The following is a 12310-nucleotide window of genomic DNA, read 5'->3' as shown; positions in this document are numbered from 1 at the left end:
GAACTGGTCGGCCTCCGGCGTGCGGAAGTCGACCTGGGTGAACGCCACCTGGAACGCGGGCTCGTCCTGCCCGTCGGCGAGCACCTGCAGGCGCAGCGGCACGTGCTCCTTCGCGTCCAGCGCGATCCGGACCTGGTGGACCAGGGACGCCTTGTCGCGCGGCGTGAGCACCAGCTCGTACGCGTCCCGCCCGGCCACTGTGGCGGTGCGGCCGACGGTGACTGCCGTGGTCGGGTCGATCGCCTCCAGCGCCCGGTCCGCGGCGTCGGCCGGGGTGGCCGGCACGGTGGCCCGGTCCGGCGCGTCGGCCGGCAGCACCCGGTGCGTGGCGGTGTTCTCCCGGCTGTTCCAGGTCCAGACGTCGCGGCCGTTGCGCAGGATGTCCTGCTCGCCGAGCGTGTCGACCAGCGCGAGCCGCTGCCGGTCCTCGCCGCCGTACCAGACGCGCAGCGTGTGCGTACCGGAGACCAGGCCGGCCAGGTCGTTGCCGGCGGCCCGGCCGGCGAGCGCGGCGATCGGCGGCAGGCCGAGGTCGGCGCGCTGCACCACGGTGCCGGAGAGCCCGTCCAGGCGGGACGTGCGCAGGTCTTCCAGGAGCTGGGCGGCGCTGCGCGGCGGCAGCGCCGGGTCGGCGCCGGCGGCGAACGTGCTGACGGCGGCGCCACCGCCGATCACGGCGACCCCCGCGGTCACCGGGACCAGCCAGCGCAGCACGGCGCGGTTCTTCATCACGGACATAGTGTGCACCTCCTGCGCACCATGCTGCGCGAGCGTCGCTGTGACCACGCTGAGGAGATCCCCTACGGGTGACCCCATGGTGGCACCCTGGACCGGTGCGGTTGCTGGTGGTGGAGGACGAGACGCGGCTCGCGGCGGCGCTGCGCCGTGGTCTGTCGGCGGAGGGTTTCGCGGTGGACGTGGCGGCGACCGGCCCGGCCGGGCTGGACGCGGCGCGGCACGGCGAGTACGACGCGATGATCCTCGACGTGATGCTGCCCGGCCTGTCCGGTTACGAGGTGGTGCGCCGGCTGCGCGCCGAGCAGCGCTGGCTGCCGGTGCTGATGCTGTCGGCCAAGGACGGCGAGTACGACCAGGCCGACGGCCTGGACTGCGGCGCCGACGACTACCTGACCAAGCCCTTCTCGTACGTGGTGCTGCTGGCCCGGCTGCGGGCGCTGCTGCGTCGCGGCGCGCCCCGCCGGCCGACCGTGCTCACCGTCGGCGACCTGCGCCTCGATCCGGCCCGCCGCCGGGTCACCCGGGCCGACGCCGAGGTGGTGCTGACCAGTCGCGAGTACGCGCTGCTGGACTATCTGATGCGCCGCCCCGGCGAGGTGGTCTCCAAGACCGAGCTGCTGGACCACGTCTGGGACGCCTCGGTCGACACCGCCCCGAACGCGGTGGAGGTCTACGTCGGCTACCTGCGCCGCAAGATCGGCCGGGAACGGCTGGAGACGGTACGCGGCGCGGGCTACCGGCTGGCCACGTGAGCTGGGTACGCGGGCCGCTGCCGCGCCTCGGCCTGCGGGCCCGGCTGCTCGCGCTGGGTGTGCTGGGGCTGGCGGTCGGGTTCGCGTTCGGCGGGACGCTGCTGGTCGGCGCGCTGGGCTGGACGCTGCAGCGCTCGGTGGACGAGGAGGCGCTGCGTACCGCCGACGCGGTGGCGCTGCTCACCGCCGAGGACGCGCTGCCGGACCCGCTGCCGGTGGCCGGCGGGCAGTTGCGGGTGCAGGTGGTCGACGTTCAGGGCCGGATCCGGGCCGCCTCGATCGACGCGGACCGCCTGGTGCCGATGCTCGGCCCGGACGAGCTGCGGCCCGGGCAGCGGCAGCGGCTGGTGGTGGACGGGCGGCGCGCCGGCATGCCCGGCCCGGTCCGGGTGGTCACGGTGCCGGCCGGCACGCCGCAGGAGCCGCGTACGGTGCTGGTCGCCAAGTCGCTCACCGACGTGCGGCACAGCCTGCGCGTGGTCCGCAACCTGCTGCTGGTGGGCTTCCCGCTGCTGGTTGCCGGGCTGGGCGTGGTGGCCTGGCGGGTGGTGGGCGCGACGCTGCGACCGGTCGAGCAGTTGCGCAGCGGCGCCGCCGAGATCACCGGCCGGGCCGGGGCGGAGCGGCTGCCCGTACCGGCCGGGCAGGACGAGATCCACCGGCTCGCGGTCACGCTCAACGACATGCTGGACCGGCTGGCCGCGTCCCGGGACCGGCAGCGGGCGTTCGTCGCCGACGCCGCGCACGAGCTGCGCAGCCCGCTGACGAACATGCGTACCGAGCTGGAGGTGGCGCGGCGTCTCGGTGACGACACCGACTGGCCGGCGGTCGCCGACGACCTGCTCGCCGACACCGAGCGGCTCAGCCGCCTGGTGGACGACCTGCTGCTGCTGGCCCGGCTGGACGAGCAGGACGCCCGGCCGGCGCCGGTGGGCCCGGTGGAGCTGGGCGAGCTGGCGCGCGCGGTGGCGGCCCGCTACCCGTCGCCGCCGCTGCGGCTGACGCTCCCGGACGGGCCGCTGTGGGTCGAGGGGGACGCGGGGGAGTTGCGCCGGGTGCTGGTGAACCTGGTGGACAACGCGCTGCGGCACGCGCGTACCGGCGTGGAGCTGGCCGTGAGCGGGCCGGACGGGGCGTACCACCTGGTCACGGTGACCGACGACGGGCCGGGCGTCCCGGCGGCGGACAGGGAGCGGGTGTTCGCCCGGTTCACCCGGCTGGACGACGCGCGGGCCCGCGACGCGGGCGGCGCGGGCCTGGGCCTGGCGATCGTGCGTGAGCTGGTGCGCCGGGCCGGCGGCGCGGTGGAGCTGGCCGACGCGACGCCCGGCGCCGCCGCGCCGGGGCTGCGCGCGACGGTACGGCTGCCCGCGCTGGCCGAGCCGGACGCGGAGTGAGCGGTCAGCGGCGGCGTGTGGTGCAGACCGGGCCGGTGCGGGCGTCGGTGTCGGTGGACCAGACGAGCGCGACGGTGAAGCAGTAGTCGGTGGTGCGGTCGAGCCCGTAGGCGATGTAGTCGGCCGACCCGGCGGGCAGCGTGGCGAACGTGCCCTGCGGCTGCCCGGCACGGCCGCCGGCGACCACCACCGGTCCTTCCGCGCCCGGCGGGTACGTCCAGCTCAGCACGATGCTGTCGCGGCGGTCGGTGAGCGTGAAGCTGCCGGGCGGGGTGCCGGGCTTGGCGGCGGCGGGAGTGGACGGCGCGGGACCGGCGGAGGTGGGCGGAGGCGCGCTGGACGCCGGTGCGCCGGTGGCCGGTGGCGGGGTGTCGCGGCGGTCGTCCACCCGGGACACCCCGGCGATCACCGCGATGGTGCCGAGCAGCAGCGCCACCACCACGCCGAGCACCACGAGCGGCAGCCAGGGCAGTGTGCGCCGTTCGGCGGCCGGTGGCCGGGGCACGTGCACCGGCAGGTAGCGCGACGGCGGCTCGGGCGGGGCCGGTGGCACCCGGCGTACGCCGTCCGGCTCGTCGCCGGTGAGCCCGACCACAGTGGGCGGCAGCGGGTCCGCGCCGGGGCGCCACAGCTGGTCGGCCGGCTCGTCGGGCGGCCACGGGTAGTCGTCGAGCGCGTCGGCGTCGGCGTCGGGCGCGGTACGCGGCGTCGGCACGTGCGCGGTCTCGGCGGCCCGGCCGGGCGGGTGGTAGAGCGGCGTCTCGACCGGCTCGTCCAGCGCGGGCGGGCTGTACGGCGGCAGGTCGTGCGGCCCTTCGTCCTGCGGGGGGACCCGCGCGGCGGGCACCACCGGCGTGGTGCGGGCGGGCGGCGGCTCGGGAGCGGGCGCGGGCGGGGGCGCGGGGCAGACGTGGTCCGGGTCGGCGGCGGCGCGGGCCAGCCCGGCCACCTGGGCGGCGAGCGGGTCGTCGGGGTCCAGGTGCAGGCGGCACAGCTCCTCGGCGAGCGTCAGGTGCTCGTGCGCGTCGGCGTACCGGCCGCAGTCGCGTTCCATCGCGCCGAGCTTCGCCAGCATCTTGATGCCGCTGGGGTGGCCGTCGCCGTAGACCTCCCGGTGCAGCTCCCAGGCGTCCTGCAACCGGTCGCGCGCCACCTCGCACTGGCCGCGCGCGTACTCCACGGTGGCCAGGTCGGCGTGCGCGGCGAGCACCCGCTGCGATTCCGGGCCGTCGCGGGCGGTCAGCTCGATGATGACGTCGGAGTAGAGCCGGGCGGCCCGGGCGTCGCTGCCGACCCGGTGCAGCACCGCGGCGAGCGTCGCGGCGGCGGTGACTGTGCGCTCGTCGGAGCGGCCGAACAGCCGGGTGGCGGCCGCGTACGCGAACGCGGCCCAGCCGCGGGCGGAGTGCGGCTCGCCGAGCGCGACGAGCACCCGGGCCTGGAGTCCGGCCGCCTCGGCCAGCTCGGGGGAGGCGTTGTCGGGGCGGGGATCGGCGTCGCTGAGCGCGTCGGCGAGCAGCCGCTCCGCGCCGGTGAGGTCGCCTTCGGACACCAGTTGGTGCGCCTGGACGGTCAGGTCAGCGAAGCCGGAGGACACGCCCCATCGTGCTCGTCCGGCGACGGTATGTACAAGACCCGGAGTGGATCAGTTTGGTCCCGAATCCGTCAAGTGTTCGGCGAGCGTCTCGCTGATCCGGCGTAGCTGGTCGACCTGGGCCGGGCTGAGCGCGTCGAACAGGTGCCGGCGTACCCCCTCGACGTGGCCGGGCGCGGCGGCGGCCAGGGTGGCGAAGCCGGTGTCGGTGAGCACGGCGATCTGCCCGCGCCGGTCGGTGGGGCAGTCCTCGCGGCGGATCCAGCCGGACGCCTCCAGCCGGGCGGCGGCGTGCGAGAGCCGGCTGCGCGAGGAGCCGGTGAGCTCGGCCAGCTCGCTCATCCGCAGCCGCCGGTCCGGGGCCTCGGAGAGGCGGACCAGGATCTCGTAGTACGCGTGCGGCATGCCCGCGTCGCGTTGCAGCTCGCGGTCGAGCGCGTCCATCAGCGCCCGGGAGGCGGTCAGGAAGGCGCGCCAGGTCCGCTGCTCGTCGGGGTCCAGCCACCGGGTCATGACGCCCATCATAGCGCCGATAGTTGAACGCTCAACAAAACCGGGGTACGGTCGGTGGCATGGGCATCCACCGACTCAACCACGCCGTCCTCTACGTCAGTGACCTGGAGCGCAGCGTCGCCTTCTACCGCGACGTGCTGGGCTTCCGGCGGGTCCCGATGACGCCCGAGGGCTTCCGCGGCGCCGCGTTCCTCCAGGCGCCCGACTCCACCAACGACCACGACCTCGGGCTGTTCGAGATCGGCGCGGCGGCCGGGGCGTCCCAGGCCGGCCGGGCCACCGTCGGCCTCTACCACCTGGCCTGGGAGCTGGACACGCTCGACGAGCTGGGCGCCACCGCCGAGCGGCTGGCCGCCGCCGGGGCGCTGGTCGGCGCGTCCGACCACGGCACCACCAAGAGCCTCTACGGCCGCGACCCGGACGGGCTGGAGTTCGAGATCGTCTGGATCGTCCCGGCCGAGCTGCTCGACGACGCCGCGCTGGCCGCGCGTACCCGCATCGGGCGGCTCGACCTGGACCGCGAGCGGCAGCGCTACGGCGGGCAGACCCGCGGCGGCGTGGGCATCTCCGTCCCGGTCTGAGCGGGGTTCACGGCCGGTCCCGCCGCGCCGTGCGGTAGAAACGGCACCATGTCGACCGACGCCGTCCTGCGCGAGCTGCTCGTCCGCCAGCTCGACCACTGGCTCCCCGCCGCGCTGCACCGGGCGCGGCGGGCCACGCTCGCGCTCGCGTACGCCGGGGGTGACGCCACCGGGGCGGAGGAGGCGTTGCGGGTGGTGGCCGAGTTCGCCGACCGGCTGCGCGGGCGGCGGCTGACCGTGCTGGTGGTGGCCGACGACGGCACCGACCTGGCGACGCGGCTCGGCGCCGCCGAGGCCGCGCTGCCGGCCGACGTCGCCGTGCACCTGGTGCCCGGCGGGCCGGACCGGCTGCCGGTGGCGCTCAAGGCCGCGGGCGCGGCCGGCGCGCCGCTGCTCACCGTGGCCGACGGCGCCGACCCGGACCCGGCCCTGCTCGCCGCCGCCGCGTCCGGCCGCCCGGCCGAGCTGCTGCTGGTCACCGTGCCCGGCCGGTCGCTGCGCCCGGCGCTGAGCGCCGCCGGGTTCCCGCTCGCCACCGAGGTCGAGCTGGTGCCCGACGGGGACGCCCCGGCGCGGCTGCTCGGCTACGCCACCGGCTCCGACAGGGGGCTGGAGACGGTCAAGGAGGCGCTCTGGGCGGTCGACGAGTACGCCGGGGTGCGCTACCGCGACCCGGCCGACCCGCAGGGGCGGCTGCTCGACATCTCGCTCGAACCCGAGCCCGGCCCGCTGCGCCGGGAACTGCTGGCCGAGCTGGCCCGCTCCGGTCCGCGTACGGTCACCGAGCTGCGCCGCTTCGCCACCACGGCGACCGTCTACCGGGCCGCCGACGCCAACCGGGCGCTGGCCTCGCTGCTCGCCTCCGGCGCGGCGACCCGCGATCCCGAGCACGGCCGGCTCGGCGGGGACGTGCTGATCAGCGCTGTCCCGAACGCTGGGTCATCTGCTTGACCACTATCGAGGCTCCGGTGGCGACCACACCGATGCTGAACACCATCTGCGCGCACACCGCGATGCGGGCGATCTGGCCCTGGGCGTGTACGTCGCCGTAGCCGACAGTGGTGAGGGTGGCCAGCGCGAAGTAGAGCGCGTCGACCCGGGTGCGCAGGCCGACGAACTCGCCGGGCCGGGTGTTCGCCACCACGTAGTCGCCGAGCGCGAAGACCAGCAGTCCGGCGATCAGCGCGACCGCGAGCCGGGTGAGCGCCCGGTCCTCGTCCCGGCCGGTCGGCTGGTCCTTGACGAGCTGGCGGCGGACCTGACCGGTGACCAGGAACGCGATCACGGCCACCAGGATCGCCGTGCCGATCGAGCGCAGGGCCAGCCGCAGGCCGTTCGGGTCGGCCTCGACCGGCACGAGGAAGTAGCCGACCAGCATGAGCGCGCAGGCCGCCACGGCCCGCCGTCGTATCCGCCGCAGGGACAGGTCCGTCATGCGGCGATTCTCCGGTCACGGGGACGCCGTGGCGGGCGGAACCGCGAACCCGGCCCGCAGACGACGAGCGGGGTGCCGGCACGTCGCCGGCACCCCGCTCGTCGCCTGGGAAGGTCAGGCCTTGTCCTGCTTCCACGACAGTGGCCCCGGAAGGTCCACGCGGTGGGCGCGGGTGTTCGAGTTCCAGGACCAGCGGCCGATCTTGATGCTCCACGACGAGAAGCCGTTCTGGGTGAAGTGGAGGATCAGCGGCCCGTACTTCTTACGCTTGCGGAACTGGACGCCCATCGGGGGTGCCTCCTTCGTCTCCCTGCCTCTGCAGTCGTCTGCGTGCCTTCGCGGCATCGAACATGCCCGGATCGACGATTCGCGAAACCCTGCCCGGTCCGCTCTGGACGGTGGGACTGCCGCCCGGCAAAATCTCTATCCAACGGGTAGGTGTTAAGGAGTCGTAAATGCTGGTGGAGGCGGGTCGTAACAAAGCCAGCGATGAAAGTCTCACTGTCTGGAAGGGCGTTGACCGGCGTGGAGAACGGTCGGCAGCATGAGGGCATGTCGCAGCGGAACGAGCTTCTCCTCACCGCTCGCGTGCACGTCGACCTGGTCCGGCACGCGAGCGCGCTCTGTTGAGCCGAGCGCTCGTCGTTCCCTCTCCGCCCGTCCGTTCCCGCAGCCGGCGCACCGTGGCCCGGCGCGGCACGGCGTGCTCCCCGGCCCCGCGCGGGCCCCCTCCACCGCATCGTGGACAGATCAGGAGACTCCGCCATGCCCTCGACCCGATCACCGCGGCGTGCCCTCACCGCCGCCGTCGCCCTGCTCGCCCTCACCACCACCGCCACCGCGTGCGGCGCCGACACCGCCGCCGGCGCACAGACCAAGGAACTGCGCTACCAGGGTTCGGTGGGCCAGGTGACCCTCCCCGAACTCGCCGCCGACCTCGGCTACCTCGGTGACGTCAAACTCAACTGGATCGGCAACGTCACCGGCGGCCCGGCCGACATCCAGGCCACCGCCACCGGCCAGAGCGACTTCGGTGGCGCGTTCAACGGCGCGATCGTCAAGCTCCAGGCCGCCAACGCCCCGATCACCGCGGTGGTCAGCTACTACGGCTCCGACGCACAGACGTTCCAGGGCTACTACGTGCTCGACGGCAGCCCGATCCGCGGCCCGCGCGACCTGATCGGCAAGCGGGTCGGCATGAACACGCTCGGCGCGCACGCCGAGGCCGTCCTGCGCACCTGGCTGGCCCGCGGCGGCCTCACCGCCGCCGAGATCGCCACTGTCGAGCTGGTCGCGCTGCCGCCGGTCAACACCGAACAGTCGCTGCGCGCCCGGCAGATCGACGTCGCCGTGCTCGGCGGCGTGGTCCGCGACAAGGCGGTCGCGAACGGCGGCATCCGCACCGTCTTCACCGACTACGAACTCCTCGGCGCGTTCAGCGCCGGCAGCTACGTCTTCCGCGACGACTTCCTCACCCGTAACCCGGACACCGTCCGGACGTTCGTCACCGCGGTGGGCAAGGCGATCGAGTGGGCGCGCACCCAGCCGCGCGAGACCGTGGTGGCCCGGCTCAAGGCGATCATCGCCAAGCGCGGACGCAACGAGGACACCACGCTCGTGGAGTACTGGAAGTCCAGCGGCGTCGCCGAACCCGGCGGCCTCATCACCGACCGGGAGTTCGCCACCTGGATCGACTGGCTGGCCGACACCGGCGAACTCAAGGGCGAGCGGCCGAAACCGTCCGACCTCTACACCAACCGGTTCAACGCCGCCGCGACCCCCGGTGGTGGCGCGTGAGCACCGACAAGATCCTCTTCGACCGGGTGCGCAAGGTCTTCCCGGGCCGGCGTGGCAGCGGCGGCGCGGTCACCGCGCTCGACGACCTCACCCTCGGGGTACGCCCCGGCGAGTTCCTCGTCGTCGTCGGCCCCAGCGGCTGCGGCAAGTCCACCCTGCTCGACCTGCTCGGCGGGCTGGCCACCCCGACCGCCGGGCAGGTGCTCGTGGACGGCCGCCCGGTCACCGGGCCCGGCCTGGACCGGGGCATCGTCTTCCAGCAGTACGCGCTGCTGCCCTGGCGCACCGCCGCCGGCAACGTCGCGTTCGGACTGGAGGCCAAGGGCCTGCCCCGCGCCGAACGCGCCGAGCGGGTCGCGTACCACCTCGACCTGGTCGGGCTCACCGGCTTCGCCGACCGCTACCCGCACGAGCTGTCCGGCGGCATGAAGCAGCGCGTCGCCATCGCCCGCAGTCTCGCGTACGACCCGGACGTGCTGCTGATGGACGAGCCGTTCGCCGCGCTCGACGCGCAGACCCGCGACTCGCTGCAGGACGAGCTGGTGCGGATCTGGCAGGCCACCGGCAAGACGATCGTGTTCATCACGCACGGCATCGACGAGGCGGTGCACCTCGGTCAGCGGGTCGCCGTGATGACGTCCCGGCCCGGCCGGATCAAGCAGGTCATCGACATCGAGCTGGGCGACCGGGAGGCCGAGGAGGACGTCCGCTCCACCGGCGCGTTCCGCCACCACCGGCACCAGATCTGGACGCTGCTGCGCGACGAGGTACGCGCCGCGCAGTCCGCCGTACGCGAGGAGGCCCGCGTTGGTTGACGTCGCCGCACCACCGGCCCGGCCGGTGGCCGCCCCACCCGCCCCGGCCGTCGCGCCCCGCCGGCCCGGACGCCTGCTCGGCCTCGGCGGCCGGGCGCTGCACCGCAGCGCCGCGCTGCTGGCGCTGGCCGCGATCTGGGAGACGGCGCCCCGCGCCGGGCTGGTCGACCGGGTCTTCCTGCCGCCGCTGTCCGAGGTGCTCGCCGCCTGGTGGGAGCTGCTGCGCACCGGCCAGCTCGCCGACCACGTCGGCGCGAGCCTCACCCGCTCGCTGACCGGCTTGGCGCTCGCGGTGGTCACCGCCATCCCGCTCGGCCTGCTGATCGGCTGGTACCGGCCGCTCGCGGACCTGCTCAGCCCGCTGCTGGAGGTGTTCCGCAACACCGCCGCGCTGGCGCTGCTGCCGGTCTTCGTGCTCATCCTCGGGCTCGGCGAGACGTCGAAGATCGCCCTGGTGGTCTACGCCTGCTCCTGGCCGATCCTGCTCAACACCGTCGCCGGCGTGAAGGGCGTCGACCCGCTGCTGATCCGCTCGGCCCGCTCGATGGGGCTCAACCACCTGCGGCTGTTCCAGAAGGTGATCCTGCCGGCGGCCGTGCCGACCGTGTTCACCGGCGTCCGGCTCGCCGGGGCGTACTCGATCCTGGTGCTCGTCGCCGCCGAGATGGTCGGCGCCAAGGCCGGGCTCGGCTACCTCGTGAACTACGCGCAGTACAACTTCGCGATCCCCGACATGTACGCCGGGATCATCACCATCTCCGCCATCGGGCTGGTGGTCAACCAGCTCCTCGTCGCCGGGGAACGCCGCTTCTCCACCTGGCGCGTCGACGTCACCACCGCCTGAGAGGAACCGCCATGTCCCGGACCCTGCACCTCAACGCCTTCCTGATGGGTGTCGGCCACCACGAGGCGGCCTGGCGGCACCCCCGCGCCGACCCGGACCGCCTCGCCGACGTCCGCCACTTCCAGAACCTGGCCCGCATCGCCGAGCGGGGCACGCTCGACTCGGTGTTCCTCGCCGACGGGCTCGCCGTCGGACCGGCCGTACGGCACAACATCCAGGCCGTCTTCGAGCCGCTCACGCTGCTCGCCGCGATCGCCACCGCGACCGAGCACATCGGCCTGATCGCCACCGCCTCCACCACGTACACCGAGCCGTTCAACCTGGCCCGCGCGTTCGCCTCGCTGGACCACCTCAGCGGCGGCCGGGCCGGTTGGAACATCGTCACCTCCGCCCAGGCCCGGGAGGCCCGCAACTTCAACCTCGACGACCACCCGGCGCACGCCGACCGCTACCGGCGGGCCGCCGAGCACGTCGACGTGGCGATCAAGCTCTGGGACAGCTGGGAGGACGACGCGCTGGTCCTGGACACCGCCGCGGGCGTCTTCGCCGACACCACCCGGGTGCACGAGATCGACCACGCCGGGGAGCGGTTCCGGGTCCGCGGACCGCTGAACACGCCCCGTCCGCCGCAGGGCCGGCCGCTGCTGGTGCAGGCCGGCTCGTCCGCCGACGGGATCGCGTTCGCCGCCCGGTACGCCGAGGCCGTGTTCACCGCCCAGCAGACGCTCGCCGACGGCCAGGCGTTCTACGCCGCGCTGAAACGGGCCACCGCCGACGCCGGCCGCGATCCGGAACTGGTCAAGGTGCTGCCCGGTATCGCGCCGGTCATCGGGGGTACCGAGAAGGAGGCCCGCGACCTCGCCGACGAACTGGAGGCCCTGATCGTGCCCGAGCACGCGCTCGCCCAGCTCTCCGGCATGACCGGGCTCGACCTGACCGGGCTGCCGCTGGACGGCCCGCTGCCGGACCTGCCCGACGCCGACACCGTGCAGTCGCACCAGAGCCGCTACCAGCTCGTCGTCGAACTGGCCCGCCGGGAACGGCTCACCCTGCGCCAGCTCATCGGCCGCCTCGGCGGCGGACGCGGCCACCGCGTCGTGGTCGGCACCCCGGAACAGATCGCCGACCAGATCGAGCTCTGGTTCACCCAGGGCGCCGCCGACGGCTTCAACGTCATGCCACCGCTGCTCCCCGACGGACTGGAGGACTTCGTGGACCACGTCGTACCACTGCTGCGCCGGCGCGGGCTGTTCCGGTCCGCGTACACCGGGCGCACGCTGCGCGAGCACTACGGCCTGCCCCGGCCGGCCAGCGTCTACGCGACCCGTGAGCTGGTGGCGTCGTGACCACCGTGGACCGGCCCGGCGCCGGAACGGTCGAGCTGCGCCCGGTCGACGTCGACTCGTTCCGCGGCCTGCTGCGCCGCCAGGCGTCCACCGTCACCGTGGTCACCACCCCCGGCCTGCGCGGCAACCGGATGCGGCCGGACCTGCCGCCGGCCGGCTTCACCGCCACCTCGTTCACCTCGGTCTCGCTCGACCCGCCGCTGGTCTCGGTCTGCCTGGGCCGCGCCTCGTCGAGCTGGCCCACAGTCGAGCAGGCCGAGCACGTCGCCGTGCACCTGCTCGCCTCCGGCCAGCAGGAGATCGCGCAGATCTTCGCCACCAGCGGCATCGACCGGTTCAGCGCCCACCCGGGCTGGACCACCGGGCCGTTCGGCGTGCCGCTGATCGGCGACGCGCTCGCCGTGCTGCTGTGCCGGGTCGTGCGCCGGATCGAGGCCGGCGACCACACCATCCTGCTCGGCGAGCCGCTCGCGCTCGGCGCGGGCGAGGACGGCGACC

General features: G+C 74.6%; 15 protein-coding genes. 10 read left to right on the top strand and 5 right to left on the bottom strand.

The features are described 5' to 3' along the window. Positions 1–738: sigma-E factor regulatory protein RseB domain-containing protein (locus KBX39_RS09600; protein WP_210870054.1), on the bottom strand; the 738-nt coding region annotated here is incomplete at its 3' end. Between the two features lie 95 nt (positions 739–833). Between KBX39_RS09600 and KBX39_RS09595 the strand changes: the two genes are divergently transcribed. After that, the gene (locus tag KBX39_RS09595) at positions 834–1490 is read left to right on the top strand and encodes a response regulator transcription factor (protein WP_043325535.1); all 657 of its coding nucleotides are present in this window, start codon (positions 834–836) and stop codon (positions 1488–1490) included. Beyond that, entirely contained in the window at positions 1487–2887 is a 1401-nt protein-coding gene (locus KBX39_RS09590; protein ID WP_210870053.1) for a cell wall metabolism sensor histidine kinase WalK, read from the top strand. Before KBX39_RS09595 ends, KBX39_RS09590 begins: the two co-directional genes overlap by 4 nt. 4 nt (positions 2888–2891) lie before the next feature. Here the strand turns inward: KBX39_RS09590 and KBX39_RS09585 are convergent, their stop codons facing one another. Together KBX39_RS09585 and KBX39_RS09580 are read right to left on the bottom strand one after the other, a co-directional pair. Beyond that, positions 2892–4484 carry a tetratricopeptide repeat protein gene (locus KBX39_RS09585; RefSeq protein WP_210870052.1) on the bottom strand — a complete coding sequence of 531 codons (1593 nt, stop codon included), beginning with the start codon at positions 4482–4484 and terminating at the stop codon, positions 2892–2894. Positions 4485–4532: 48 nt separating this feature from the next. Beyond that, positions 4533–5003: a MarR family winged helix-turn-helix transcriptional regulator gene (locus tag KBX39_RS09580; RefSeq protein ID WP_064447222.1), complete on the bottom strand. Its 471-nt coding sequence runs from the start codon at positions 5001–5003 to the stop codon at positions 4533–4535. A 50-nt stretch (positions 5004–5053) separates the two neighbouring features. Between KBX39_RS09580 and KBX39_RS09575 the strand changes: the two genes are divergently transcribed. Together KBX39_RS09575 and KBX39_RS09570 are read left to right on the top strand one after the other, a co-directional pair. Next, entirely contained in the window at positions 5054–5575 is a 522-nt protein-coding gene (locus KBX39_RS09575) for a VOC family protein (protein ID WP_043325531.1), read from the top strand. Between the two features lie 48 nt (positions 5576–5623). After that, complete coding sequence (locus tag KBX39_RS09570) at positions 5624–6526, top strand: hypothetical protein (protein WP_210870051.1); 903 nt, start codon at positions 5624–5626, stop codon at positions 6524–6526. Here KBX39_RS09570 and KBX39_RS09565 read toward each other — a convergent pair. Beyond that, positions 6492–7010 carry a potassium channel family protein gene (locus KBX39_RS09565; RefSeq protein WP_210870050.1) on the bottom strand — a complete coding sequence of 173 codons (519 nt, stop codon included), beginning with the start codon at positions 7008–7010 and terminating at the stop codon, positions 6492–6494. The two genes, KBX39_RS09570 and KBX39_RS09565, sit on opposite strands and share 35 nt — an antisense overlap. A gap of 114 nt (positions 7011–7124) precedes the next feature. Then, the gene (locus KBX39_RS09560; RefSeq protein ID WP_064498970.1) at positions 7125–7298 is read right to left on the bottom strand and encodes a DUF4236 domain-containing protein; all 174 of its coding nucleotides are present in this window, start codon (positions 7296–7298) and stop codon (positions 7125–7127) included. A gap of 201 nt (positions 7299–7499) precedes the next feature. Between KBX39_RS09560 and KBX39_RS34215 the strand changes: the two genes are divergently transcribed. From KBX39_RS34215 to KBX39_RS09535, 6 genes are all read left to right on the top strand, one after another. Then, a complete protein-coding gene (locus KBX39_RS34215; RefSeq protein WP_157560780.1) occupies positions 7500–7640 on the top strand; it encodes a putative leader peptide in 141 nt (46 codons plus the stop codon). A 135-nt stretch (positions 7641–7775) separates the two neighbouring features. Then, complete coding sequence (locus tag KBX39_RS09555) at positions 7776–8807, top strand: ABC transporter substrate-binding protein (RefSeq protein WP_210870049.1); 1032 nt, start codon at positions 7776–7778, stop codon at positions 8805–8807. After that, complete coding sequence (locus tag KBX39_RS09550) at positions 8804–9622, top strand: ABC transporter ATP-binding protein (RefSeq protein WP_043325526.1); 819 nt, start codon at positions 8804–8806, stop codon at positions 9620–9622. The genes KBX39_RS09555 and KBX39_RS09550 overlap by 4 nt, the downstream gene beginning before the upstream one ends. Further along, a complete protein-coding gene (locus tag KBX39_RS09545; protein WP_199496035.1) occupies positions 9615–10466 on the top strand; it encodes an ABC transporter permease in 852 nt (283 codons plus the stop codon). Before KBX39_RS09550 ends, KBX39_RS09545 begins: the two co-directional genes overlap by 8 nt. 11 nt (positions 10467–10477) lie before the next feature. After that, a complete protein-coding gene (locus KBX39_RS09540) occupies positions 10478–11812 on the top strand; it encodes an LLM class flavin-dependent oxidoreductase (RefSeq protein ID WP_210870048.1) in 1335 nt (444 codons plus the stop codon). Beyond that, on the top strand, positions 11809–12310 hold a 502-nt coding region (locus tag KBX39_RS09535; RefSeq protein WP_210870047.1), incomplete at its 3' end, for a flavin reductase family protein. The genes KBX39_RS09540 and KBX39_RS09535, both read left to right, overlap by 4 nt.

It is taken from the genome of Micromonospora sp. D75 (assembly GCF_018070405.1).
Taxonomy (GTDB): Bacteria; Actinomycetota; Actinomycetes; order Mycobacteriales; family Micromonosporaceae; genus Micromonospora; species Micromonospora chalcea.
Note: the sequence above shows the minus strand (reverse complement) of the source record. Positions and strands in the feature narration are given on the sequence as shown.

Coding starts and splice junctions, on each gene's coding strand:
- KBX39_RS34215 (WP_157560780.1), top strand. CDS start 7,500: ATGAAAGTCTCACTGTCTGGAAGGGCGTTGACCGGCGTGGAGAACGGT.
- KBX39_RS09580 (WP_064447222.1), bottom strand. CDS start 5,003: ATGGGCGTCATGACCCGGTGGCTGGACCCCGACGAGCAGCGGACCTGG.
- KBX39_RS09540 (WP_210870048.1), top strand. CDS start 10,478: ATGTCCCGGACCCTGCACCTCAACGCCTTCCTGATGGGTGTCGGCCAC.
- KBX39_RS09565 (WP_210870050.1), bottom strand. CDS start 7,010: ATGACGGACCTGTCCCTGCGGCGGATACGACGGCGGGCCGTGGCGGCC.
- KBX39_RS09555 (WP_210870049.1), top strand. CDS start 7,776: ATGCCCTCGACCCGATCACCGCGGCGTGCCCTCACCGCCGCCGTCGCC.
- KBX39_RS09570 (WP_210870051.1), top strand. CDS start 5,624: ATGTCGACCGACGCCGTCCTGCGCGAGCTGCTCGTCCGCCAGCTCGAC.
- KBX39_RS09560 (WP_064498970.1), bottom strand. CDS start 7,298: ATGGGCGTCCAGTTCCGCAAGCGTAAGAAGTACGGGCCGCTGATCCTC.
- KBX39_RS09575 (WP_043325531.1), top strand. CDS start 5,054: ATGGGCATCCACCGACTCAACCACGCCGTCCTCTACGTCAGTGACCTG.